This is a genomic window from Planococcus beigongshangi, assembly GCF_016820495.1.
Taxonomy (GTDB): domain Bacteria; phylum Bacillota; class Bacilli; order Bacillales_A; family Planococcaceae; genus Planococcus; species Planococcus beigongshangi.
In genome coordinates, this window is record NZ_JADHDU010000002.1 from 266,317 (window position 1) to 289,520 (window position 23,204).

Genomic DNA, 23,204 nt, shown 5'->3' on the forward strand with positions numbered 1-23,204 from the left:
GCGGGAGCCTCTGCTCCCGCTTTCCAGTTATGATCTTATAATCCGCATTTCAATTGTGCGGCGCAGTTCGTGCATGTGTTGCATCCGCCCATTTCTTCTACCGTACCTTTGCGGCAAACCGGGCAGGTATCGCCGACTTCCGATCCGATGGTCACGTTTGTAGAACGCAGATCCTGGATCGTGTCGATCAGGACGATCGGACGTTTCGCCTGTACTTCTTCCTCTGCATTGTCTTCAAACGTATTTTCTTCCGCCTTCAAAGTCAATACCTGGGAATCGCGGCTTCCGTCTACATAGACCGTTCCGCCTTTTGCGCCACCTTTGTAAAGACGTTCATACACGCCTTCCACTTGTTCGACAGTGTAACCGCGCGGTGCGTTGACTGTTTTCGAAATGGAGGAATCGATCCAGCGCTGGATGATGCACTGCACATCCGCGTGGGCTTCCGGCGCCAGGTCCATCGATGTGACGAATGCTTTCGGCAGATTTTCTTCATCGGCTTCCGGGTTATTCTTCAAATATTCACGGACGATATCCGCCTTCACTTCGATGAATTTGCCCAGACGTCCACTGCGGTAGTATGTGAATGAATAATATGGCTCAAGCCCAGTGGAAACGCCTACCATCGTACCCGTCGATCCTGTCGGCGCCACCGTCAGCAAGTGTGAGTTCCGGATGCCGTTTTTCAGGACCCCTTCACGGATTTCTTTCGGCATGCCCTTCATGAATCCTGTTTCTGTAAATGCCTGGCGAAGTGCTGCTGTCTGTTCTTCCGTTTCGCCTTCAAGGAATGGGAAACTTCCCCGTTCAGCGCCAAGTTCGATGGAAACTTCATAAGCCGCAATTGCGATTGTCTTGAAGATTTCATCAACCAGTTCATTGCCTTCCGGTGATCCATATTCCTTATCGCAATAAATCAGCAGATCGGCAAGACCCATAACCCCGAGGCCGACACGGCGTTCACCTAGGGCCTGCTTGCGGTTTTCCTCCAGGAAATATGGCGTTGCATCGATCACATTATCCTGCATACGGACTCCGACACGAACCGTTTCTTTCAACGCTTCGAAATCCACCGTTTTCGTTTTCGGATCAGCGAATTGTGCCAAGTTGACTGCAGCCAGGTTACATACTGAGTTCGGTGCGAGCGGCTGTTCACCGCACGGATTGGTCGCAACCACTTTTTGTCCGTAAGCTGCCGCATTTGTTTTTTCATTGGCGTTATCGATGAAGAAAATACCCGGTTCAGCCGAATAAGTGGCGCAAACGTTGATCAGGTTCCAAAGGTCGCGCGCTTTCATCGTGCGATATGTGCGGACTTTATGGCCCATCGCTTCCCACTCACGGACGTCGCCGACTTCCTGCCATTTTTCATTGTAGATCGCCATTTCCTCTTTCGAATAGGATTCAACCGCCGGGAACCGCAGCTCGAAATCGGCATCCTGTTCAACGGCTTCCATGAAATCGCTTGTCAGCGTCACAGAAATATTTGCCCCTGTCAGGAATTCTTCATTGTGGACCGAATAGGTGCCGCCGTCACGAAGCTTCGTTTCCGCATCGCGCATGATCTTTTCATTGAATCCGCCCATGCCCGGAATCGCCCGGTAATTCAAGACGCCTTGGTACATCGCTTCTTCCTGCTCCGTCAAAGGCTTGAATTTCAATTTATCTTTCGCCAATTGCTTGATCGTCGCATCTTCCGTGTTTTCAATCAGATATCTGAGAATACGCGGATTCTGCATTTTGGAAATGATGAATTCCGCGATATCCGGATGCCAGTCGGCAAGCATGATCATCTGTGCCCCGCGGCGTGACCCGCCCTGTTCGACCAGATGAGTAAGCTTAGCGATATCGTCCAGCCAGGATACCGAGCCGGAAGATTTCCCGTTCACACCGCGTGCCAGTGTGTTGCGCGGGCGTAAAGTCGACCCGTTTGTCCCCACTCCGCCTCCGCGGCTCATGATTTCCATGACTTGTTTACGGTGATCGGAAATCCCTTCCCGTGAATCCGCCACATAAGGCATCACATAGCAATTGAAGTATGTTACATCAGTATCTGCGCCCGCTCCGTAAAGAACGCGTCCGGCAGGTATGAATTTAAGCCCGACCAGCTGCTCGTAGAATTTTCCGAACCATTCCTGGCGCTTTTCTTCCGTAGTCTCCACCGACGCAAGCCCTGTTGCATTGCGGCGGGCAATTTGTTCGTAGTAAACTTCAAGAGGCTTTTCGATGACATCCAGGGATTTTACAATAATCCCTTTTTCCAGAGCATCCTGATTGTCTATGGCGCTGCGGTAATCCTCTTCGATCCAAACTTCCGCCTGATTGGCGGCGTGATTGACGGATACAATGAATCCAAGGCCGCGTGCCGGGAATTTCGGATCTTCCTTGACTGTCAGAACGACAAAATCTCCGGCTTTCAATGTTTTCTTTTCCGTATCCTTAAACGAATAGCGGTCGATCATAACGAGCCGGGATACCCCTTTGTGCGTAATCGTCATATCAGGCGTGATCGGGTGCACTTGCGGAAACTGTTCGATGTCTTTGTTCAAAGCATCCGGATTTAATGTAAAAACAGAATTAGTTGCAGAAACCATTTGACAATTCCTCCTTTATATTATAAGGGCAAACACTATATATAGTATTAATACTGTTCCCATGATACTAGATGTTGAAACTTCTTTCTATAACAAAAATTTGCTTCATTTTTTCGGGGGCTGGAAGAATGCAGTCATTTCAAGGTTTTAGAACACAAAGAGAATGAAAATGAGTCTAAAGTGATAACTTTTATACCCATGAAATTCCCCGTGCATTTTGATCTCTTACGGAGGCGAAAACTAGCTCAAAGCGCGCCACGGAAAGGCTTGCCGGGCAGCCACCTTTTTACCCGGGAAAATATTGATTGATCCACCATCACCAGTCCCGCAGATGGCAATGATAAATTTTCAGGAATCTCCGGATTTGATGCATCATATTTCACATCCTCGCCTCTTTTTAAACTCCCACGGGAATATAGCCATTGAATTAGAGAGCTCCTTTCTCTTATAATGAAGAGAGAATAGAAAGGGGAAAGACCATTGGAATTCTTGTATTTTATCGCAGCTTTATTATTTGTCATCATCGTGTTTGCGGTGATCAACTTTTCACGCGCTAAAAAAGCGGTCACTACACTTACCCAGCAGCAGTTTATCGAAGGATACCGCAAAGCGCAGCTGATTGATGTACGTGAACCAAAAGATTTTGCAGCCGGACATATCCTCGGCGCACGCAACATTCCGCAGACACAATTACGCCAGCGCTATAAGGAAATCCGTTCGGACAAACCGGTCTATATTTATGACCAGAACGGTGCGCGTGCCGGCCGTGTAGCGATCTTCCTGAAAAAACAAGGCTATAACCAATTGTTCCAGTTACAGGGCGGATTCAAGCAATGGACTGGTAAAATCAAAGCAAAATCATAACACCAGGCTCTTCCATTATGGAAGAGTTTTTTTTACAAAAATATCATTCCGATGGAGGCTAACGATGGCAGAGAATATACTTTTTCCCCATGGAACCCATTTAAAAGAGACATTGCCCGTCTATGCCAATATGGCTGAAGTATCCAATAGGATATTTTCCCGGCTCAATGAGCATTCGGCAGGCGACTGGAAATATATCGATGTGACAGAACCTTTTATGCAATTGCACACGCATCTCCTTGATATGATGAAAAAAGGCCAGCTCGATTTCGAAACCCTTGCCTTCATCTATGAAGCGCGGCCACAAGGGAAAATCACCAATATGGCAGAAGATCTGCAAGGCGGCAACCTGACGATTGAAACCACTTTCGAAAACCGCGTCATTTATTTTACCGGCCACGATGTCGCAATTGCCCATCTGAGTTTTTATACGCATTCCGAAACGAGCTGGCCGGAATTTCAATGCTATGCGAAATCCGCAGAAGACGCATACCGCTTCCTGCAGGCCATGGACGATCTGCTCCGCCAGATGCTCATGAACAATATTACGTTCCTTGTGGATACCGAGGACGGGGTCAGGCGGAGAAATTTCAGCACGCAGGCCATTATCGAACGGTCAGAAGTGATGCTGGAAGAGGCCGTAAAAAAAGACATCTTCAGATCCATCGATGAATTCTTCAAGGAAGGCGGACAATTTTTCAGGAATTACGGGATTCCCTATAAACGCGGCATCCTGCTTTACGGCTCTCCCGGTAACGGAAAAACAACACTGGTGAAGTCGATAACCGGCTCCACTGAAGCACCGGTCGTCTATTGGCAGATAACCGAATACACCAATAGCGCAACGATCCAGGAAGTATTCAGCATCGTCTCACGGCTGGCGCCTGCCATTCTTGTCATCGAAGATATCGATTCGATGCCCGACTATACGCGCAGCGTTTTTTTGAATACACTTGACGGGACGCAGGCGCGTGAAGGCCTTTTTGTCATCGGTACGACGAATTACCCGGAGAAGATCGATCCGGCTCTCATAAATCGCGCCGGCCGTTTTGACCGGGCATACGAGATCCCTTCCCCTTCGCGGAAATTGCGTAAGGCCTATCTGCAAAAACTCGATATCAAACAGATCTTTTCTGAAGCTGAACTGTCTGATATGGCCAGCCGCACCAAAGGCCTGTCTATTTCACAGCTGAACGAATTATATATGTCGAGCGCGCTGAATTGGCATTATGACGGCGATTCCGGTTATATGAAACGCATCGAAGAATTACAGCTCCAAAACAAACGGACTGAACGAAACGATTTCCATGAAGCTGAAACTTATATCGGATTTTGATGAAAATGAAAACGGCCCGGAAGCAGATCTGCTCCCGGGCCGTTTCTGTTTTATTCAGCTTGGTCTTTGTAATAGCGCAATACCGGTTTACGGGCAGCCTTTGTTTCATCAAGGCGCTTGATCACCGTCGTATGAGGAGCGTCCTGGACGATCTCCGGATTCTCTTCCACTTCCTTCGCAATCTGAATCATCGCATCGATGAAAGCATCAAGCGTTTCTTTCGATTCAGTTTCCGTCGGTTCGATCATCATCCCCTCTTCCACGTTAAGCGGGAAGTAAATTGTCGGCGGGTGGTAGCCGAAGTCGAGCAGGCGTTTTGCCATATCAAGCGTGCGCACGCCCAGTTTCTTTTGGCGGCGGCCGCTCAGCACGAATTCGTGCTTGCAGTGGCGGTCATACGGCAAATCGAAATGCGGCTGCAATTTGCGCATCATGTAGTTCGCATTCAATACCGCATATTCCGTTACGGCTTTTAGGCCGTCCGGACCCATGGAGCGGATATACGTGTAGGCACGCACGTTGATGCCGAAGTTGCCATAGAATGGCTTCACACGGCCGATCGACTGCGGGCGGTCGTAATCGAAAGTGAACACATCATCTTTTTTGACCAGTACCGGTTTAGGCAGGTAGGGCATAAGATCTTTGTTTACGCCGACAGGACCTGATCCCGGTCCGCCGCCGCCGTGGGGGCCGGTGAATGTTTTATGCAGATTCAAGTGAACCACATCGAAGCCCATGTCTCCTGGACGCGCTTTTGACATGACCGCATTCAGATTGGCTCCGTCATAATACAGCTTGCCGCCGACTTCATGGATGATGGCAGCCATTTCCAGGATCTGCTCTTCGAAGAGGCCCAGCGTATTCGGGTTTGTCAGCATCAGAGCCGCCGTATCGTCACCGACGACACGCTTAAGGTCTTCGAGGTCAACCAGTCCATGCTCATTCGATTTTACTGTCACCGTCTCGAATCCGGCAACTGTAGCTGATGCCGGGTTCGTGCCATGGGCTGAATCAGGTACGATGACTTTCGTACGGTTGAAATCCCCATTCGCTTCATGGAATGCACGGATCATCATCAATCCTGTCCATTCCCCGTGAGCACCGGCAGCCGGCTGAAGCGTCACTTCATCCATGCCAGTGATTTCTTTTAAATGCTCTTGAAGGTCATACATCAATTCCATGGCACCCTGGACAGTCGATTCATCCTGAAGCGGATGGATATTCGCAAAACCGGAATAACGGGCGACCGATTCATTGATCTTCGGATTGTATTTCATTGTGCATGAACCCAGTGGATAAAAACCGGAATCGACTCCGTGATTGCGTTTTGACAAGGCTGTATAATGGCGCATGATATCCAGTTCGGATACTTCCGGCAGATCAGCCGACTCGACACGGATCAGGCCTTCAGGCAATAAATCAGCAAGATCGATTTCAGGTACATCCAGCTCAGGCAGGCTGTAGCCGACACGACCTTCTTTTGTCATTTCAAAAATGAGCGGTTGATTATCTTTATGCATGAGTAGCCTCCATTTCCTGCACGAATGCATCGATTTCTTCTTTAGTGCGCTGTTCGGTTACCGCGACCAATACATGGCCTGTGAATTCATCATAGCTTAGGCCGAGGTCGTAACCGCCGATCATCCCTTTTTTCAGGAGGGCTGCGTTAAGCTCTTTGACAGGCTTAGCCGTTTTGACGACGATTTCATTGAAGTGGGCTCCGTCAAAAGCGATTTCGAAACCGGCTTTTTTCAGCTGCTTCTTCATATAATGTGTTTTCGTAATGTTCTGGATCGCAATTTCTTTTGTGCCTTCTTTGCCGAGCGCAGTCATGGCGACAGATGCTGCCAGTGCATTCAATGCCTGGTTCGAACAGATATTCGAAGTCGCCTTATCGCGGCGGATATGCTGTTCGCGGGCCTGCAGCGTCAATACAAAGCCACGTCGTCCGTCTTCATCCGTCGTTTCACCGACCAGGCGTCCCGGAACTTTTCTCATCAATGCTTTTGTCACAGCGAAATAGCCGCAATGCGGTCCGCCGAAAGCTTCCGGAATACCGAACGGCTGTGCATCCCCGACAGTGATATCCGCCCCCAATTTCCCAGGAGGTGTCAGCGCACCAAGTGCCAATGGATTTGAAGAAACAGTGAATAAAGCGCCTGCCCCGTGGACAATCGGTTCAATTTCCTTCAGATTTTCAACCTGGCCGAAAAAGTTTGGATACTGGATCATGACAGCAGCCGTATCTTCATCAATCATATTTTTCAAAGCTTCAAGGTCAGTGTGGCCGTCTTTCAATGGAATTTCTTCCACAGCGATCGATTGTCCAAGTGCATATGAGCGAACAACTGCACGGGATTCAGGGTGAACGGCTCTGGACACAAGTATTTTTTTGCGACGGGTATGGCCCGCTGCAAGCATACCAGCTTCAGCCAGGGCAGTCCCGCCGTCATACATGGACGAGTTGGCGAGATCCATGCCTGTCAATTCGCTTATCATCGTCTGGAATTCAAAGATCGCCTGCAATTCGCCTTGTGAAATTTCCGGCTGATACGGCGTATAAGCTGTGTAGAATTCAGAGCGTGAAATCACGTGATCGACGATGATCGGTTTGTAATGATCATAAACACCCGCTCCAAGGAATGAAGCATATGTGCTGGAATCAGCATTTTTTGCTGCCAGCTGTGACAATTCCTTTGTCAGTGAGCTTTCTGATTTTGCAGGTTTGATCTTATATTCACCTTTAAAACGGACTTTCTCCGGAATATCGGCAAATAGTTCATCGATCGACTCGATGCCGATCGTATCAAGCATTGCTTTTTCATCCTGCGGCGTCATTGGTAAATAGCGATGTTTCATGGATTGCTGTCCCCTTTTCAAACAAATTTAGTTGCTGCGTTTATAGAATGGCGTTTCAACCGATTCGGCTTTCAGGCGTTTGTTGCGGATTTCAACTTCGAACTCTTTTCCGGTTTCGGCAAATTCAGCCTCGATCAGCGCAAGTCCGATGTTTTTCTTTAAAGTGGGAGATTGGGTTCCTGTTGTGATTTCCCCAATCTTCCGGTCATTCACATAAACCGGGTAGCCAGTACGCGGAATGCCTTTATCGATCATTTCAATACCGATCAATTTGCGCGGAACCCCATTTTCTTTTTGAGCGGCAAGTGCGTCTTTGCCGATAAACCCATCTTTTTGCAGCTTAACGACAAATCCGATACCAGCTTCAAGCGGCGAAATGTCTTTTGACAATTCCTGCCCGTATAATGCCAGGCACGCTTCGAACCGAAGGGTATCGCGGGCACCAAGGCCGACCGGCAATAGCCCGTCCGCCTCACCTTCTTTCAGAATTTCCTCCCATAACGCTATGGCAGCTTCTGGAGAAGCATAAATTTCAAATCCATTTTCCCCTGTGTAACCTGTACGTGAAATAAGCGCCGTATGGCCGCTGATTCGCACATCCTGCTGGAAGCGGAAAGGCTTGATATCCGACAGAGGCGCATCTGTCATGCGCTGAAGAATCGTTTCAGCAAGCGGTCCCTGCAAGGCAAGCAATGCATATTGGTCTGAAACGTTTTCCAATGTGATTCCTTCAATGGATTGCTTTTGCATCCACTCGAAATCCTTTTCGATATTCGATGCGTTCACGACCAGCATATAGTGGTTTTCATCGAAACGGTAAGTGAGCAGATCATCGATCGTTCCGCCGTCGGGATAACACATTGCAGTATATTGCGCTTGCCCGTCCTTAATCTTGGAAATGTCATTGGTTAAAAGGTTTTGCAGAAATTCCAGGCTATTAGGGCCTGACACCAGGATTTCCCCCATATGCGAAACGTCGAAGAGCCCCGCTTTCGTTCTGACTGCTTCGTGCTCACCTTTGATGCCTGAAAATTGCACAGGCAATTCCCAGCCTCCAAAATCAATTGTTTTCCCGCCGTATTGTGCATACGAATCAAATAATGGCGTGCGTTTCAATTCTCCCATTCAAATTCCTCCTCTTGATAACAGAATCCATAAAAAAAGACAGAGATTCCCCTGTGAAGGGAAATCTCTGTCCTGGAACCTGAAAGTTTACCGTGGTGCTTTAACGGCTTTCCTCTTTGGTAGCTGCTGAGCAACATTCTCCAGAGATGCGTCCGGCACGAGTCTTTTTGCCTGAGAGATTCACGGCTGCTGCCATTTGCTCCTTCGGCGACGCTTTCGCGTGCTCTCCCCGTGCTTTCATCCGCCCAAATCGAAATGATTGGTCCATAGCGTTATACAGAACGTATAACTTCGTCTATATCCTAACATTGATAGGGGGTAAGCGCAATCTTTTTTAAGTCGAACACCAAAAGACGAACGCTATATAATAATTTTATATTTTCATTCGCCTTTTAGGCGGTTCACTTGAAAGGCGGCATATTGCGTGATCTGGCGCAGCGTCCGGAATTCTGTCCGGATAGTGATATGCGCCGCCGCTTTATAGAGAGGATAGCGGGCTTTATACATCGCTTCGATCTGTTCCCTAGTCGATTTCACCACAATCGGCCGTTTGGTGTCTTTATGGATCCGTCTCCAAATCTCTCGGAAAGGAGCATCCAGGAAAAGAACAAGCCCAGTCTGGCGCATGATTTTCCTGTTTTCTTCACGGATCGATACCCCTCCGCCTGTAGAAATGATGCAGTCCTCATGTTTCAGGTCCTTCAAGAATTGCGTTTCCAGATTCCTGAAATGCGCTTCTCCGAAAGTTTCGAAAATTTCCGTGATGGCCATGCCATTTTGTCTCACGATTTCCTTGTCCATATCATAATAAGGCATTTTCAGTAAAAAACTGAGTCGCCTCCCCACTGCGCTTTTGCCGCATCCCATAAACCCTACTAAATAAATTCTCTTCATCCAACCACCCGATACTACCCTTTTTCACTCAGGTATTTTATTTTTCCCAATTTCCGCTAGTAGTTGTATAGTAGCATGCCGGTGCACTTTTTCCAATGCATCGTATGTTTTATAATGCTGACCGTACAAAACACCGGTATGGGACATGATGATCAAAGCTGAGAGAAAAAAGACCAAGGTGACCGGATAGGCGGCAGCTTTTTCCGATTTAAGGACCCGTAATGGCATATTCAGACCTCTCTTCAGTGCCATTTTTCAATTGTGCGGTAACTTTCAAAATCTGGCCTTCGATCCGGAAAGTGCAAGTCAAAATATCTGTCAGCATGATTTCGTGGCCTTTATCAAACCTCTGCTTCCGGATGACGGTGCCGAAATGCTCGATATCATAAACGCTGATGCCTTGTTTCACCCGAACGCCACTGCCTTCGTTGATCAATCCGATGGAATCGACAGCTGTCAGGTATGTTTGAAGATCTGCTGTAAATAAACGCCATTCCAATCTGCCGGCATGGAGATCTTCCATATAATCGGCTGTTTGCAGATAAAACAATACGATGAGCGGCATGATGGCTGCCACCAGGATCAGATCAATCAGCGCATTGTAATAGATATACCCTTTGCCATCCAGAAAGGCAGCCGAACTTTTATTCAGCCTTCGCATAACGTCACCGGATTTCCTCTATGATCGGTGTACATGACGCATAGGCTGCCGCCATACTCCCAGATGAACTCAACGCTGTTCACCGTCCGCTTGCCGGATGCCGCGCCCGAGGCTTTTACCGTCTTCGCCGCTTCATGCATCGTTTCATATGCGGTCAGTCTCAGCTGCTTATCATCCAGCGACCCTTGCATCTTTTGCATGACCGGCACCAAGGTGCCGAACAGCATCGTGATAAGGAGGAGACTCAGCATCGTTTCTGCCCAAGACAGGCCATTTTCATTCAGAAAAAACCACCCTCCCTTTTCCAAGATGGACGACAATCGTTTTTAGCCCGGTGCTCGTTTCAAACTGGATTGTTCCCGAAGCAAGAACGGAACCGCTTGTCCCGTAGCTGATCATTCCTAAGTTGCTATTTTTGATAGCCACTGTTTTTGGCGTCTGACGGTATATCAGCGGATTTATCAGGCCCTCCCCAACTTCATATCTGCTGGGGTTCGTTCTGAAGAAAACTGAAACTGTGTTTTTAGATCCATAAGCAAGACTTTGTGCGAAATAGATATCATTGCGCAGGAGTTCAAAAAACCGCTTTTCCTCTTTTTCCACAGTAATCGCATTATAGGCGGGCAAAGCGAACACCAGCCCCGTCATGAGCAGCGCAAGTACGATGACGACTTCAAGCAGCGTAAACCCTTTATTCATCAGGCCGGTCTGGACGACACGACGCCTTCCGGTGAAATTTCAATCAAGTCGCCGTTCGGACAAGTTTGATTGTCGGCTTTCAGGTAATCTTCGGACACCAATTGCGCTAAGGTCGGGACGCTCCGTTCATCCATCCGGTACGATTCTACCTGCCCTTGGACCATCTGCACAAATGCTGTACAGCCTTTTTCATCTACCGCCGTCGTCTGCTTGGAGACGTTCGGGATTGCGATTGCAATCAATACCGTAATTATCAGCATGACGATCAGCATTTCAATTAATGTGAAACCTTTTTGATTTTTCAGTTTTTTCATTCCGGATTCCTCCTTATATTGTGTGGACCAGATTATACATGGGAAGCAATATAGCCAGATATGCAGCCACTATGCAAGCGGCAATGATGATAAAGAATGTCGGCTGGATGATTTTCAGCCATCTTTGTGTCTGTTGTTCAATCGCTTCCATCTGCACTTCGCTGTACAGGATCAATTCCTTGCCGAGAAAACCGGTAAGTTCCCCGTGCTGCAGAAATGCCGGCATATCATTGGATAAGGTGCCGAGCCGCTCAACAGCGACAGACAGCGGCTGCCCGGTAACGACTTCTGATCGGATGGCTTCTGCAATAAAGCGGATGACACCGTGATGATTCTGCTCAGACAACACATGCAGCGACTCCTGCAGGGAGATTCCGCTGTGGAGCAATGTGCCGAGCTCCCGGGATAGGAGATGGGACCAGTACAGCCGGATATAGTTTTTTATAACCGGAATCCGGAGCAGCCAATTGATCTGCACCTGGATCCGCTGCATCTTCAATATTCTCCAAAATATAAAAGAGCCCGTAACAAACACGGCCATCGAAAAGATGAAATAATCCGGCATCTTCAATAGGTATGCCGGCATCCCTCCGCTCTCATCCCCCGATTGCAGGGATGTCATCAGTTCCGTCAGATTCGGGATATAATTCATCCTGAAAAAAAGAAAGAGCAAAGAAGTGAAGCCCAGCAGAGAGACGGGATAGATCAGGATATTCTTCAGTTTTGTCTGGACTTCCTCAGTCCGCCCATAATTCTTCGCTATGCTTTGGAGTGATTCCGATAAACGGCCATGATGTTCAGCAATTTCGACAGGAAACAGCACACCGTCCTTGAAGCCGAGAAATTTCAATAATTCAGCTGAGTTTCCTCCACTTTTCAGTATCGAAGTCAAGCCGGCGTCGGCTGCCTCGAGGTTCTTCGAATGGATGGGCAGCAATAAAACGAGCGCAGTGGGCAACAGATAGCCTTCCGTCAAGAGAACCGCCAGCCGTTCCAAAAAGCGGCTGCGGTCACGCAGATGGATCTTCGGCGGCTTCTTTTTGCTGGGCAAAAGCACCGATCGTCACCCCTTCCCGAATCTGCCCTCTGAACGACAAGCGTTCCGGAAGGCTGTAAGCCATATTATCTTTTGCCGCTGAAATGGCATCCTCTAAACGGCTGCCGTGCAAGATTTCATAGAGGGCGCGGTAGCTCGGCATTTCATCGCCCAATTCCGCATATACCGGTAAGATGCGCTGAGCGGATACAGCGACCAGTGTTTGCGACATATCTTCATAGGAGATGCCCAAATCCTTCAACCGGTGCAGACAGCCTACAGAATGCCTGGCATGGATCGTTGAAAAGACCAGATGTCCGGTCAGAGCTGCCCTGACCGCAATGTGGGCAGTTTCGGCATCCCTGATTTCACCGATCATGATGATATCCGGATCATGCCGCAAGATCGCTTTCAATCCGGCAGCGTAATCCAGTCCCGCTTTTTCATTGACCTGGATCTGCAGGATTGCCTGATTTTTCCGTTCGACCGGATCTTCCAGTGTAATGATATTGCGGTTTAATTTATCCGAACAATGTTTAAGCAACGAATACAAAGTGGTCGATTTGCCGCAGCCGGTCGGGCCGGTCAGAAGAATGAGCCCTTGTCCTGCCTCAGAAATTTTTTCAAGCAGACTCGCAGAATCCCGGAATGCCGCAAGTTCCCGGATCGGTTTGGCCGCTTCATCCGGCATGATGCGGATGACGATGCTTTCTTTCGTCAAAACAGACGGAAGTGTAGAAATGCGAAAATAAAAGGATTTGTTTTTGATGGGAAGATGGAAGGAACCGGTTTGGGGTTTTCTTTTTTCACTCATGTCCAGCAGGGAAAGATATTTGAAGTAGGCGATCATCCGATCACCCAAATCAAAGGGGAGTTGTGTCACTTGTTTCAACCCCTCAAAAGAGCGGAATGAAACTTTGTAGCAAGAAGGTGCGGGTTGGATGTGAATATCAGTAGTGTTGCAATCAGCCGCTTTCTGCAGCAGATCGGCACATTTCCGTTCGATAATTTCCTGCATTGGGCCCTCCTGATTGAATTTGAACTTCGCCGCCTCGCAGTTCCCCCCTAGTATAACCATGTGTTTTTCAGAAGGAAATAGTTTCGTCCAAAATAATTATTTGCCCCCCTTCTTTCGGGGCAAAAATGATTTTTGGCCATAGGTTTCATAAAAGTATCATTGCTATTTTAGTACCCGATATTCCGCAAAACAGCTTCGCTTGCCTGGGGGCTTATGCTGAGCTAACTCGGCACTTCGCAAAAGTGGATTGCAGCACAACTCTTTTTCCTAAGCCCTCTTAACTTCCTTTCATGTCCAGAAGTGGACACTAGCGAAGGAGCGCCCTGAACTTGCTGCGCCTCCTTTGCGACGAGCAATGCGCAGGAGCAGAATCTTTGCCCTGTCCAAAACGACGTAGCGGCATATTTATCGGATTCTTTAATTCAACCCGTATAAAATATTTCTTCCTTAAAAGATAACACCGCTTTGTCACAAAGAAAATCAACTCGCGGTTTACAGGTCGGCTCCATATCCTATATAATAAAGTATGTGATTACTGTGTTCTGGCAAAGGAGGGATTACCCATGAATAACATGTTTAAATTAATGGGCTGGTGGACTGGGATTTTCGCAGTTCTGTTTTATGTAGGCGATATGGTGGAAGTTTCCTTATTGATGGTTGCCAACACCGGATTTTTTGTACTTCTAGGATTCTTAAATATTTCTGAGCGTATGTATTTGTACATCTTCGCAGCTTACTTAACTGTATTCTTCGTCGGATTCACATACTACTCAACATTCATCCACATTCCTGGTGGAGGACATTAATCAACAAATTAATTTATGAAACAGAAAAAGCGGCCAATTATGGCCGCTTTTTCATTTTGCCCAATTAACTTCCGTTACATCCTAAGAAAGGGATTTGTCTCTCTTTCTTCTTCTGGCGTCGTATCCGGTCCATGTCCCGGAAACAGGACAGTGCCACCCGGCAAAGAAAGAATCGATTGGCGGATCGACTGCAGCAGCTTTACTTCAGAGCCATCAATCAGATCAGTCCTACCGATGCTGCCGCGGAATAACGTATCGCCCACTATCGCAAAACCTTCTTCTTTGAATGAAAACGTTATACTCCCTGGTGAATGTCCCGGCGTATGAAGCAGATCCATGGTAAATGAACCGATATCCAGTTTCTTTTCATCCGTAATCAGCCGATCTGCCTCTTTAATCCGGTAGTCAGGCAAAGCCGCATATTTCCCCGAGCCATTCAGATTCGGGCGGCCGAGCCATTCCCGTTCAAGATAATGCAGATAGGCCGGTATACCGTAATCATCACGCAGGTCATCGACCGCTCCGATATGATCGAAATGAGCATGCGTAAGCAGGATTGCCAAGGGAGTGAATCCCCTCTTTTTCAAAAGTCCTTTTATTTTCGGAGCTTCTTCACCCGGATCGAATATGAGACATTCCTTGTCTGCATTTGAAACAAGATAACAATTCGTTTGAACCGGCCCAAGTTCCATTTGTTCTATTTTCAGCATTTCCTTCACCTCGCCCCAATTATAGCACGGCTGCAAGCAGTGGAATGTTCATCGGTATGACATTTTTGGCGCTCGACAAATCTTTTAAAATTCATTACAATAGTATAGGACAGATTAGTACACAACGGCACCGGCTGTTAAAGTTGAAGGGAGTGTCATAGTTATGGAATCAGGTTGGATTCTTGTAGTCATTTTTGGGCTTGTTGGTGTTTTGGCAGCAATAGGCACTGTACAGACATTCAAAAACAAAGAAGTATTAGGACTAATCTTTAATTTTGGAAGCTTGGTCATTTTCGGTGGATTTGCAATTGCAACTGCAATTACACAAGGTTTTCCAGCACCAATTTGACCGAAAAAACTGCTGCAGGATTCTGCAGCAGTTTTTTTATTTATCTGTAACCTGTAGGGCAAATAAAAAACGGACCCGATTGTCAGGGTCCGTTTTTTGTTATTCAGTTTCTTTACTCGCATCTCCTGCGTCATCCGTCAGAAGCTTGCCAGTTTCTTCATCATAGAATCTGAGCAGATCGCCGTTGATGATGGTTTCAGAATAATTCAGCTGCTGCAGAGCCCGGTCAATGTATGGTTCACATACCGCCGGGTCAAGAGCTTCTTCGCCGGTCTCGATGTCATAGCAGACGCCGCCTGCATAGACATGATCCCCAGTGATGAAACGTCCGTCCCGGAAAATGGTGAATTCTTCATGTTCTTCAGAGAAAAGATCGCTGCCGAACTGGATATCGCCTTGTGATTCCACTCCCAGCAGGTTCATGATCGTCGGACGCATGTCAATCTGACCGCCGATTTTCTCATTTACATGGCCTTCGCCAGATCCCGGAATGTGTACAAAGAAAGGTACTTTCTGCAATTGGGCAGTTTCGAAAGGTGTAATTTCCTTGCCAAGATATTGCGCCATCGCTGTATTATGGTTTTCTGAAATCCCATAATGGTCACCGTACATGACGATGATCGAGTTTTCATACAAACCTTTTTCTTTCAGTTCATCAAACAATACTTTCACCGATTCGTCGAGATATCTCGCCGTCTGGAAATAGCGGTTCAATGTGCCGGAATTGGAATCGAATTCGGGAATGTATTTATCCTCTTCATCCAGATAGAACGGGTGATGGTTCGTCAATGTCAGCAACCGGCTGTAGAAAGGCTGTTCCATTTCTGTCATATGTTCAACAGACTGCTCCATGAACGGAATGTCTTTCATCCCCCAGTTCACTGCATCGCCTTCTTCTACCACAAAGCTGTCAACATCATAGAATTCATCGATTTCCAGGGCCTGATACATGATATCGCGGTTCCAGAAACTCTTCGTATTGGCATGCTGTACATTGGTGAAATATCCTGCATCCCCTAATTTTTCAGCCATCGAGTTGTATGTGTTCCCGCTGTGCGTAAAGAATACCGCACTGCCGCCACGCGGATAAAGTGAGTTTTCCAGAATGAATTCTGAATCCGACGTTTTCCCGAGTCCTGTCTGGTGATAGAAATTCGGGAAATAAACCGTGTCTTCATCCTGTGTCAATTCGTTCAGGAATGGAGTGACCGTCTCGCCGTTCATTTCATTGTTCAATACGAATGTCTGAAGCGATTCGAGCGTCACCACGATTAAGTTGCGGTCTTTTGCAATGCCGTACATCTCTTCAGAAGGTTCCGCCTGACTCGAGCTGACGAAATTCGTCACTTCAACCAACTCGGAGCCGTTTGCAAGTGCACGCTGTGCCTGTGATTTCGACTGGATGTAGACATCATACAGATGGTAGTTATACATCCCGATGTTTTTCACCAGCATTTCACGGTCGAAACTGCGTGTCAAAAGCTGCGGACGTTCCGCTTCAGCAAGTCCCAGGTTAAAGAACATGAGAGCAGCTGCAAGGATATAATAGGCTTTTCTTTGGACAGAACTTGCTTTTTCCGTCGTTTTCACTGCCGGCAAGAATTTGATTGCGAGCAGGACGATCAGGAAATCCGAGAAATAAAAGATATCTGTCCAGAAGATGCTTGCTGCTGCACTGGATTTCAGGTCGCCGAAGTTCTGTGTCTGGAACAATAATGGCAACGTGATGAAGTCACTGAAGAAACGGTAAAATGCGACATTGGCATATAAGACGATGGATGTTAACAGCGTAACGGTCAGCAGATACCGGTTCTTCGCCTTCTCGGTCTTAAAGAATAATGCTATACCGTATAGAAACAGCAGCATACTCAGTGGATTGATAAATAAGATAAACTCTTGCAATGCATTGTCAATGGTTATTGAAAATGCTGTTTTATAGACAATATAGGTTTTTAACCAGGTTACGACTATAGCAATTGCAAGAATCGAATGTTTAGGCCATTCTTTTTTCAACATCCTGCACATCCTCCTCTTGATGCATTTTTCATAGGGATCATTTCCATTCTTTAATCGGATAATTTACAGTATCTTCACGTTTTTTTACATACGTAACATAATACCTTTACCCTCTTAATAAACGTATTAAACGCCAAAAAGTTTCATTTAATGATGGATTCCCTTCAATTCTTTTTTTGTTGGCTGCGAAGGATCACCAAAGCAGTCGAGAATTCTTTGGCTGTGATAAACTGCATGCGGTATAATTCCCGGATTTCATCTTCCATCAGCAGAAGATCCGCTTCCTTATCGGCCGTATAGATGATCGTACCGTAGCGTTTCAGCAATTGCATAACATCATAAAGGCTGTTCATGTAGTCACCTGTCCTGTATCACGGGATCCCGTTTCAGTGTAAATGAGCTGGACGGGCAGATCATGTTCTTCGACCGGCACCGCAGCCACGAGCTGCATATCAAATGCCAGAGACCTCGTCGGGCCGCTGAAGCGCGTGAGATAACGGTCATAATAGCCGCCGCCGAAACCGATGCGGTATCCGTCCGGGGAAAAGACCACCCCCGGCACAATCAGCAGGTCGATCTCCTCAGGCTCCACTTTTTCCGTCAGTTCTATTGCCGGTTCCCGGAGTTTCATATATACAGTCTCAAGCTGGCTGAAATCGGTAATGATCCTGAACGTCATTTCCCTGGTTTGCGCATTGCATCTTGGTACAGCAGTTCTTTTTCCTGCATCCCAGCAAAATTCGATCAGCTGTTTCGTGTCGACTTCAGGGAAAGCAGATATTGTCACACCGACCGTATCGGCTTTCCGGAATTCCGGATCTTCCAAAAGATGCCTGACGATTGCATCCGATTTGCGCTGATGCTCTGTCAGGTCCATCGCTTTCAATTGTTCGATCATTTCTTTTCGCTGGATCGGCTTTTCCATAAATGAATACCCCCTTAAAAGAAAAAAGCCAAAACCCTTGAGGTTTTGGCAGTCCATTGATTACTTCGTTTCACGGTGTAAAGTCATTTTTCGTTCACGTGAGCAATATTTTTTCATTTCAAGACGCTCAGGGTTGTTGCGCTTATTTTTAACAGTGCTGTAGTTACGTTCGCTACATTCTGTACAAGCTAATGTGATGTTAACACGCATCGGTTTCCCTCCTAATTCTTTCAAGGATCATTTATTAAATAAGCAAGATCTATACGACTTAATTATTATAGCATATATCTATGCATTGTCCACTGAAAATATCCAGAAAAAAATATCACCCGCAGAAATCAGCCGCCATCTTTCAGACACGGAAAAACGGCGGAATCATTTCCGCCGCTCCCTGTTATTTGTTCAGGTCATAATGTCTTCCGCGCACCAGATAGAATAATTGCTCCGCAATATTCGTTGCGTGATCGGCTGCCCGTTCCATATAGCGGCCGATGAATGCCAGTTGAGTCACCTGGCTGATCTGTGCCGGATTTTCACCCCCGGCAAGCATCAACTGGGTCAGGACTTCTCCGTAAAGGGCATCCACCTGATCGTCCAGGTCTGCAATTTCTTTGGCTTTTGCCACATCTTCCTCCACAAAAGCTTCTATCACCTTCATCAGCATTGTCGCTGCCAGGCGATGCATCTTTTCAATCTGTGCGATTACCGGAACATGTTCTTCTTTGCCGAGGCGGATGGTATCTTTTGCGATATTGACGGCATAGTCACCGACCCGTTCCATATCCGTCGCAACTTTGATCATGACGATGAGCCTTCTTAAATCCGTCGCGACCGGCGACTGCTTCGCTATCAGCAGGATGACGCGGTCATTGAGTTCTTCTTCCAGCCGGTTGATATGGATATCATCCTCGATGACTTGGAGTGCCGCATCCACATCGTGGTTAAGAAGTGCATCTATTGATTTTCCAAGAGCTTTAACCGCCATAGTACTCAGCTGGATAAGCTGGTCCTGGGTGGAATGTAATTCCGTATCGAATTTTTCACGTACTGACACTTTAAAACGCCCCTTTTCTTAGCCGAACCTGCCGGAGATATAATCTTCAGTGCGTTTGTCTGAAGGATTCGAGAAAATTGTATCGGTTGTATCATATTCCACGACTTCACCGTTCAGGAAGAATGCGGTCTTGTCTGAAATCCGCGCCGCCTGCTGCATATTATGTGTCACGATGATGATGCTGTAATCCTTTTTCAATTCCTGGACCAGTTCCTCGATTTTCAACGTCGAGATCGGATCGAGCGCTGAAGTCGGCTCATCCATCAGAATGACATCCGGTTCTATGGCAAGGGCACGGGCGATGCAGATCCGCTGTTGCTGGCCGCCAGAAATGCTGTAGGCATTCTCTGTCAGGCGATCCTTCACTTCATCCCAGATCGCTGCACCGCGCAAACTTTTTTCCACGATTTCATCGAGGATTTTTTTGTTTTTGATCCCGTGGATACGGGGACCATAGGCGACATTATCATAAATGGATTTTGGAAACGGGTTCGGTTTCTGGAATACCATGCCCACTCGTGTGCGCAGTTCTTCGACGCCGTATGATTTATCAAAGATATTTCTCCCGCGGTAAAGGATTTCCCCCGAAGTTTTGACTGACGGCACGAGTTCGACCATCCGGTTCAAGGTTTTGATATATGTCGATTTTCCGCATCCGGATGGTCCGATGATTGCAGTGACTTCGTTTTCCTTAATATCCAAATCTATATTTTTCAATGCGTGATTGGCGCCGTACCAAAGATTCAGCTGATTCGTCTTATAAACGGAATTGCTGCTGACGATATCCTGTTCGATCACGGCATCTGTTGCTATTGCGGTACTGTTCATTGTCATTATAGAAACCCCTCTCAACTCATATGCATTAATAGCGCTTATTGAATTTGTTGCGGATGATGACGGCAATCGAGTTCATAAAGAGCAGAAACGCCATCAAAACGATGATCCCTGCAGCTGCGACGACCTGGAATTCCTGCTGCGGACGGCTAGACCAGTCGTAGATCTGCATCGGCAGCGCTGTGAAAGTATCCATGACACCGGATGGTAAAAACTGAATAATGACCGGTATGCCGACGACGATCAGTGGAGCTGTTTCTCCTATCGCTCGTGACAGGGCCAGGATACTTCCTGTTAAGATCCCTGGAATTGCTGCAGGCAGGATAATTTTGACGATAGTCTGCCATTTGGTGGCACCCATGCCAAGCGATGCATCACGGAGTTCACCGGGCACCGACCGGATCGCTTCCTGTGACGCAACAATAATGACCGGCAGAATCAGAAGGCTCATTGTAAAACCGGCTGCCAGCACACTTGTGCCGAGTGCCAGTGCCCGGACAAATATCGTCAATCCGAGGAGACCGAAAACGACGGAAGGCACGCCAGCCAGATTGGAGATATTGACGCGGATAAAATCAGTGACCCGGTTCCTTTTGGCATACTCTTCCAGATAAATTGCCGAACCTACACCGAGAATCAATGCTGTCGGCGCCACGACCGCCATCAGCCAAAGTGATCCGACAAGTGCCGCTTTGATCCCCGCCTGTTCCGGAAAACGGGAGGCGAAATTAGTCAGGAAATCAAGCGACAGGTGACCCGCTCCCTGCGTAATGATCCGGTACAACAGGATAACCAGCGCCAGCAGCGCCAGCAATGTAGCAAGCATGAATATCCCTTTGAATATGGAATTGATGATTTTTCGACCGTTCATTCTTTTGACAACCTGTTGCTGTTCGATGTATCTCATATCAATACTCCTCCCTGAAACGTTTGGAAACATAACCGGCGAGAAGGTTCATTGCCATCGTAAAGAGGAATAAGGTGAATCCGACCGCATAAATCGAATAATAGATCGTAGTCCCGTAACCGGCGTCCCCTTTAGAAACCTGCACGATATACGCAGTCATCGTCTGGATAGACCCCGCAAAATCGCCGTCGAACCTCGGTGTCGAACCGCCCGCCATCGATACGATCATCGTTTCCCCGATTGCACGGGATACGGCGAGTACCACTGACGCCACAATACCGGACATCGCAGCTGGCACAGTGATTTTCCAGGCAACTTCGAATTTGGTCGATCCCATTGCCAAAGCGCCTTCCCTGATCTGTTTCGGAACCGAGGACATTGCATCTTCCGACAGGGAAGCAATCATCGGAATGATCATGATCCCGACCACAATGCCGGGAGAAATCGCGTTGAAGATTTTGATATCCGGGAAGAAGGACTGAAGAACAGGTGTGACAAACGTCAAGGCGAAAAATCCGTAGACGATTGTCGGGATGCCTGCCAGCACTTCAAGAACCGGCTTGACGACGCGGCGCACCGATTCGCTGGCATACTCGCTCAGGTAAATGGCAGCGGAAATGCCGATTGGCACCGCCACAACAATTGCAATCGCAGTCACTTTCAGTGTTCCGAGGATCAACGGCCAGATGCCGAACTGGGCATCCTTATTCGAGAACGGCAGCCACGTCGTGCCGAACAGGAACTCTGAAATAGAAACCCGGGTGAAGAAGGTCACCGTTTCGAAAATCAGAGTCAGGACAATCCCGATCGTCGTCAGAACTGATACTGATGCAATCAGGAATAGGATGACCGGTATGATTTTTTCAAGAACTTGTTTATTTTTCTTGCCTTTCGACTGCGCGATCATTTCTTGCACAGATTGACGCATAATGAGAATCCCCTTTCAACTTAAGAAAAACGAAGCGTAAAGCGCTGCAATGCAGCCATCTTATCGAAACTTTTACGAAACCCTGAAAAAGCAGGCATTAACTGCCCGCTCAGTCCAGGTGATTGGAGACATCCATCATCTTAAAGCTTCGAGCTTTTCAAGGCCTTCATCGTATTGCTCCTGAGGCAATGCAACATATCCGACCGCATCAGCCATCGCTCCGGCATTGTTCAATGTGTACTTCATGAAATCATAGACCGCATCGTCTTCAGCAACTGCCGTATTGCTCACGTAGGTGAAGAGCGGACGGGACAGCGGCTCATAGTCGCCGGATTCGATCGTTTCTGCGTTCGGCTCAACTCCGCCGATGGAAACTGCTTTTAGTGTATCCTGGTTTGCTACAAAGTATGCATATCCGAAGAATCCGATTGCGTTCTTATCTGCCTGGATCCCTTGGACTAGGATGTTGTCATCTTCAGACAGCGTAGCCGAACTTACCAGATCTTCATCTTCCAGAATCACTTCATTGAAGTAATCATAAGTTCCTGAATCCGTCCCCGGTGCATAGAAAACAACTTCTTCTTCCGGCCAGTCAGGATTGATGTCAGACCACATTTTCGTTGAACCGTCTTCCACCCAAAGTTTTTTCAGGTCTTCTACCGTCAAATCTTCAACCCAGTCATTTTCCTGGCTGACAACGACCGTCAAACCGTCGTATGCCAAAAGCAATTCTGTATATTCGATGCCTGCTTCTTCAAGGCTTGCAATTTCTTCGTCTTTGATCGGTCTTGAAGCGTTCGAGAAATCCGTTTCACCTTGCATAAACTTTTCAAATCCTCCGCCTGTACCGGAAACTCCAACCTGTACGCGGACATCCGGCTGAGCACCGGCGTACTCTTCAACGACGCCTTCCAAAATCGGTGCAACTGTCGATGAGCCGTCACCAGAAACCGAACCTTCCACGGCTTCATCGGATGATCCTGATTGGGATGCCGTCCCTGTCTCGCTCTCTTCAACTTCAGATCCTGATTCTGCGTTTCCTGTTTCTTCTGAATCATTTCCGCAGGCACCAAGTATCAATGCAGAACCTAAAATCGTTGAAGCCATTTTGAATTTCCAGTTTTTCATCTGTTACGCCCCCAAATAGTTTGTTTTGTTTACAGTCTTAACTATAAAGATGGATTGTTGAGGACATATAAACGCATTGTTAAGAAATTGTAAATGCGCTGCTTAATGAAAATCGTCATGGATCCAAAAGTTTCAACACAAAACCCG

At 47.4% G+C, this 23,204-nt stretch carries 27 protein-coding genes and 1 riboswitch; of the genes, 4 read left to right on the forward strand and 23 right to left on the reverse strand.

Features of this window, described 5'->3' with window-relative positions; all coding sequences use genetic code 11:
- Nucleotides 1-35 precede the first annotated feature (35 nt).
- Both IQ294_RS05455 and IQ294_RS05460 read right to left on the reverse strand, forming a co-directional pair.
- Nucleotides 36-2,594, reverse strand: coding sequence for a vitamin B12-dependent ribonucleotide reductase (locus tag IQ294_RS05455; RefSeq protein ID WP_203333007.1), 2,559 nt, complete (start codon nucleotides 2,592-2,594; stop codon nucleotides 36-38).
- A gap of 245 nt (nucleotides 2,595-2,839) precedes the next feature.
- The gene (locus tag IQ294_RS05460) at nucleotides 2,840-2,977 is read right to left on the reverse strand and encodes a hypothetical protein (RefSeq protein ID WP_203333008.1); all 138 of its coding nucleotides are present in this window, start codon (nucleotides 2,975-2,977) and stop codon (nucleotides 2,840-2,842) included.
- A 97-nt stretch (nucleotides 2,978-3,074) separates the two neighbouring features.
- Between IQ294_RS05460 and IQ294_RS05465 the strand changes: the two genes are divergently transcribed.
- A complete protein-coding gene (locus IQ294_RS05465) occupies nucleotides 3,075-3,458 on the forward strand; it encodes a rhodanese-like domain-containing protein (RefSeq protein WP_203333009.1) in 384 nt (127 codons plus the stop codon).
- A gap of 64 nt (nucleotides 3,459-3,522) precedes the next feature.
- Nucleotides 3,523-4,794, forward strand: a complete 1,272-nt coding sequence (locus IQ294_RS05470; protein ID WP_238942666.1) for an ATP-binding protein — start codon at nucleotides 3,523-3,525, stop codon at nucleotides 4,792-4,794.
- A 50-nt stretch (nucleotides 4,795-4,844) separates the two neighbouring features.
- Here the strand turns inward: IQ294_RS05470 and gcvPB are convergent, their stop codons facing one another.
- From gcvPB to comGA, 11 genes are all read right to left on the reverse strand, one after another.
- Complete coding sequence (gene gcvPB / locus IQ294_RS05475) at nucleotides 4,845-6,314, reverse strand: aminomethyl-transferring glycine dehydrogenase subunit GcvPB (protein ID WP_203333010.1); 1,470 nt, start codon at nucleotides 6,312-6,314, stop codon at nucleotides 4,845-4,847.
- Nucleotides 6,307-7,653, reverse strand: coding sequence for an aminomethyl-transferring glycine dehydrogenase subunit GcvPA (gcvPA, locus tag IQ294_RS05480; RefSeq protein WP_203333011.1), 1,347 nt, complete (start codon nucleotides 7,651-7,653; stop codon nucleotides 6,307-6,309). Before gcvPA ends, gcvPB begins: the two co-directional genes overlap by 8 nt.
- A 27-nt stretch (nucleotides 7,654-7,680) precedes the next feature.
- Entirely contained in the window at nucleotides 7,681-8,778 is a 1,098-nt protein-coding gene (gene gcvT, locus IQ294_RS05485; RefSeq protein WP_203333012.1) for a glycine cleavage system aminomethyltransferase GcvT, read from the reverse strand.
- Nucleotides 8,779-8,927: 149 nt separating this feature from the next.
- Nucleotides 8,928-9,019, reverse strand: a riboswitch (glycine riboswitch).
- Nucleotides 9,020-9,159: 140 nt separating this feature from the next.
- Nucleotides 9,160-9,672, reverse strand: coding sequence for a shikimate kinase (locus IQ294_RS05490; RefSeq protein ID WP_203333013.1), 513 nt, complete (start codon nucleotides 9,670-9,672; stop codon nucleotides 9,160-9,162).
- A gap of 24 nt (nucleotides 9,673-9,696) precedes the next feature.
- Nucleotides 9,697-9,900, reverse strand: coding sequence for a hypothetical protein (locus IQ294_RS05495; protein WP_203333014.1), 204 nt, complete (start codon nucleotides 9,898-9,900; stop codon nucleotides 9,697-9,699).
- Nucleotides 9,881-10,333: a ComGF family competence protein gene (locus IQ294_RS05500; RefSeq protein WP_203333015.1), complete on the reverse strand. Its 453-nt coding sequence runs from the start codon at nucleotides 10,331-10,333 to the stop codon at nucleotides 9,881-9,883. Before IQ294_RS05500 ends, IQ294_RS05495 begins: the two co-directional genes overlap by 20 nt.
- Complete coding sequence (locus IQ294_RS05505) at nucleotides 10,321-10,584, reverse strand: hypothetical protein (RefSeq protein WP_203333016.1); 264 nt, start codon at nucleotides 10,582-10,584, stop codon at nucleotides 10,321-10,323. Before IQ294_RS05505 ends, IQ294_RS05500 begins: the two co-directional genes overlap by 13 nt.
- Before the next feature lie 25 nt (nucleotides 10,585-10,609).
- The gene (locus IQ294_RS05510) at nucleotides 10,610-11,032 is read right to left on the reverse strand and encodes a type II secretion system protein (RefSeq protein ID WP_203333017.1); all 423 of its coding nucleotides are present in this window, start codon (nucleotides 11,030-11,032) and stop codon (nucleotides 10,610-10,612) included.
- Nucleotides 11,032-11,346: a competence type IV pilus major pilin ComGC gene (gene comGC / locus IQ294_RS05515; RefSeq protein WP_238942667.1), complete on the reverse strand. Its 315-nt coding sequence runs from the start codon at nucleotides 11,344-11,346 to the stop codon at nucleotides 11,032-11,034. The genes IQ294_RS05510 and comGC overlap by 1 nt, the downstream gene beginning before the upstream one ends.
- Nucleotides 11,347-11,359: 13 nt before the next feature.
- On the reverse strand, nucleotides 11,360-12,403 hold the full coding sequence (comGB, locus tag IQ294_RS05520) for a competence type IV pilus assembly protein ComGB (protein ID WP_203333018.1): 1,044 nt from the start codon (nucleotides 12,401-12,403) through the stop codon (nucleotides 11,360-11,362).
- The gene (gene comGA / locus IQ294_RS05525) at nucleotides 12,357-13,400 is read right to left on the reverse strand and encodes a competence type IV pilus ATPase ComGA (RefSeq protein ID WP_203333019.1); all 1,044 of its coding nucleotides are present in this window, start codon (nucleotides 13,398-13,400) and stop codon (nucleotides 12,357-12,359) included. The genes comGB and comGA overlap by 47 nt, the downstream gene beginning before the upstream one ends.
- A gap of 563 nt (nucleotides 13,401-13,963) precedes the next feature.
- On the opposite strand from comGA, the gene IQ294_RS05530 reads away from it, so the two are divergent.
- Nucleotides 13,964-14,206 (forward strand): DUF2626 domain-containing protein, encoded by a 243-nt coding sequence (locus IQ294_RS05530; RefSeq protein ID WP_112223842.1) that lies wholly within the window; start codon nucleotides 13,964-13,966, stop codon nucleotides 14,204-14,206.
- A 74-nt stretch (nucleotides 14,207-14,280) separates the two neighbouring features.
- On the opposite strand, the gene IQ294_RS05535 is transcribed toward IQ294_RS05530, so the two are convergent.
- On the reverse strand, nucleotides 14,281-14,916 hold the full coding sequence (locus IQ294_RS05535; RefSeq protein WP_203333020.1) for an MBL fold metallo-hydrolase: 636 nt from the start codon (nucleotides 14,914-14,916) through the stop codon (nucleotides 14,281-14,283).
- A 163-nt stretch (nucleotides 14,917-15,079) separates the two neighbouring features.
- Here IQ294_RS05535 and IQ294_RS05540 point away from each other — a divergent pair, with 163 nt between their 5' ends.
- A complete protein-coding gene (locus IQ294_RS05540) occupies nucleotides 15,080-15,265 on the forward strand; it encodes a DUF2759 family protein (protein WP_203333021.1) in 186 nt (61 codons plus the stop codon).
- A gap of 99 nt (nucleotides 15,266-15,364) precedes the next feature.
- Here IQ294_RS05540 and IQ294_RS05545 read toward each other — a convergent pair whose 3' ends face one another.
- The 9 genes from IQ294_RS05545 to IQ294_RS05585 all read right to left on the reverse strand — a co-directional run bounded on the left by IQ294_RS05545 (nucleotide 15,365) and on the right by IQ294_RS05585 (nucleotide 23,057).
- The gene (locus IQ294_RS05545) at nucleotides 15,365-17,281 is read right to left on the reverse strand and encodes an LTA synthase family protein (protein ID WP_203333022.1); all 1,917 of its coding nucleotides are present in this window, start codon (nucleotides 17,279-17,281) and stop codon (nucleotides 15,365-15,367) included.
- A 164-nt stretch (nucleotides 17,282-17,445) separates the two neighbouring features.
- The gene (locus IQ294_RS05550) at nucleotides 17,446-17,634 is read right to left on the reverse strand and encodes a YqgQ family protein (protein ID WP_203333023.1); all 189 of its coding nucleotides are present in this window, start codon (nucleotides 17,632-17,634) and stop codon (nucleotides 17,446-17,448) included.
- A complete protein-coding gene (locus IQ294_RS05555) occupies nucleotides 17,631-18,206 on the reverse strand; it encodes a 5-formyltetrahydrofolate cyclo-ligase (RefSeq protein WP_203333024.1) in 576 nt (191 codons plus the stop codon). The genes IQ294_RS05550 and IQ294_RS05555 overlap by 4 nt, the downstream gene beginning before the upstream one ends.
- A 60-nt stretch (nucleotides 18,207-18,266) precedes the next feature.
- Complete coding sequence (gene rpmG / locus IQ294_RS05560; RefSeq protein WP_081986929.1) at nucleotides 18,267-18,416, reverse strand: 50S ribosomal protein L33; 150 nt, start codon at nucleotides 18,414-18,416, stop codon at nucleotides 18,267-18,269.
- A gap of 184 nt (nucleotides 18,417-18,600) precedes the next feature.
- The gene (gene phoU / locus IQ294_RS05565; protein ID WP_203333025.1) at nucleotides 18,601-19,260 is read right to left on the reverse strand and encodes a phosphate signaling complex protein PhoU; all 660 of its coding nucleotides are present in this window, start codon (nucleotides 19,258-19,260) and stop codon (nucleotides 18,601-18,603) included.
- Nucleotides 19,261-19,278: 18 nt separating this feature from the next.
- Nucleotides 19,279-20,088, reverse strand: a complete 810-nt coding sequence (pstB, locus tag IQ294_RS05570) for a phosphate ABC transporter ATP-binding protein PstB (protein WP_203333320.1) — start codon at nucleotides 20,086-20,088, stop codon at nucleotides 19,279-19,281.
- A gap of 34 nt (nucleotides 20,089-20,122) precedes the next feature.
- Nucleotides 20,123-21,001: a phosphate ABC transporter permease PstA gene (pstA, locus tag IQ294_RS05575; protein WP_203333026.1), complete on the reverse strand. Its 879-nt coding sequence runs from the start codon at nucleotides 20,999-21,001 to the stop codon at nucleotides 20,123-20,125.
- A gap of 1 nt (nucleotide 21,002) precedes the next feature.
- The gene (pstC, locus tag IQ294_RS05580) at nucleotides 21,003-21,929 is read right to left on the reverse strand and encodes a phosphate ABC transporter permease subunit PstC (RefSeq protein ID WP_203333027.1); all 927 of its coding nucleotides are present in this window, start codon (nucleotides 21,927-21,929) and stop codon (nucleotides 21,003-21,005) included.
- Between the two features lie 135 nt (nucleotides 21,930-22,064).
- Nucleotides 22,065-23,057 carry a PstS family phosphate ABC transporter substrate-binding protein gene (locus IQ294_RS05585; protein ID WP_203333028.1) on the reverse strand — a complete coding sequence of 331 codons (993 nt, stop codon included), beginning with the start codon at nucleotides 23,055-23,057 and terminating at the stop codon, nucleotides 22,065-22,067.
- Nucleotides 23,058-23,204: the final 147 nt, after the last annotated feature.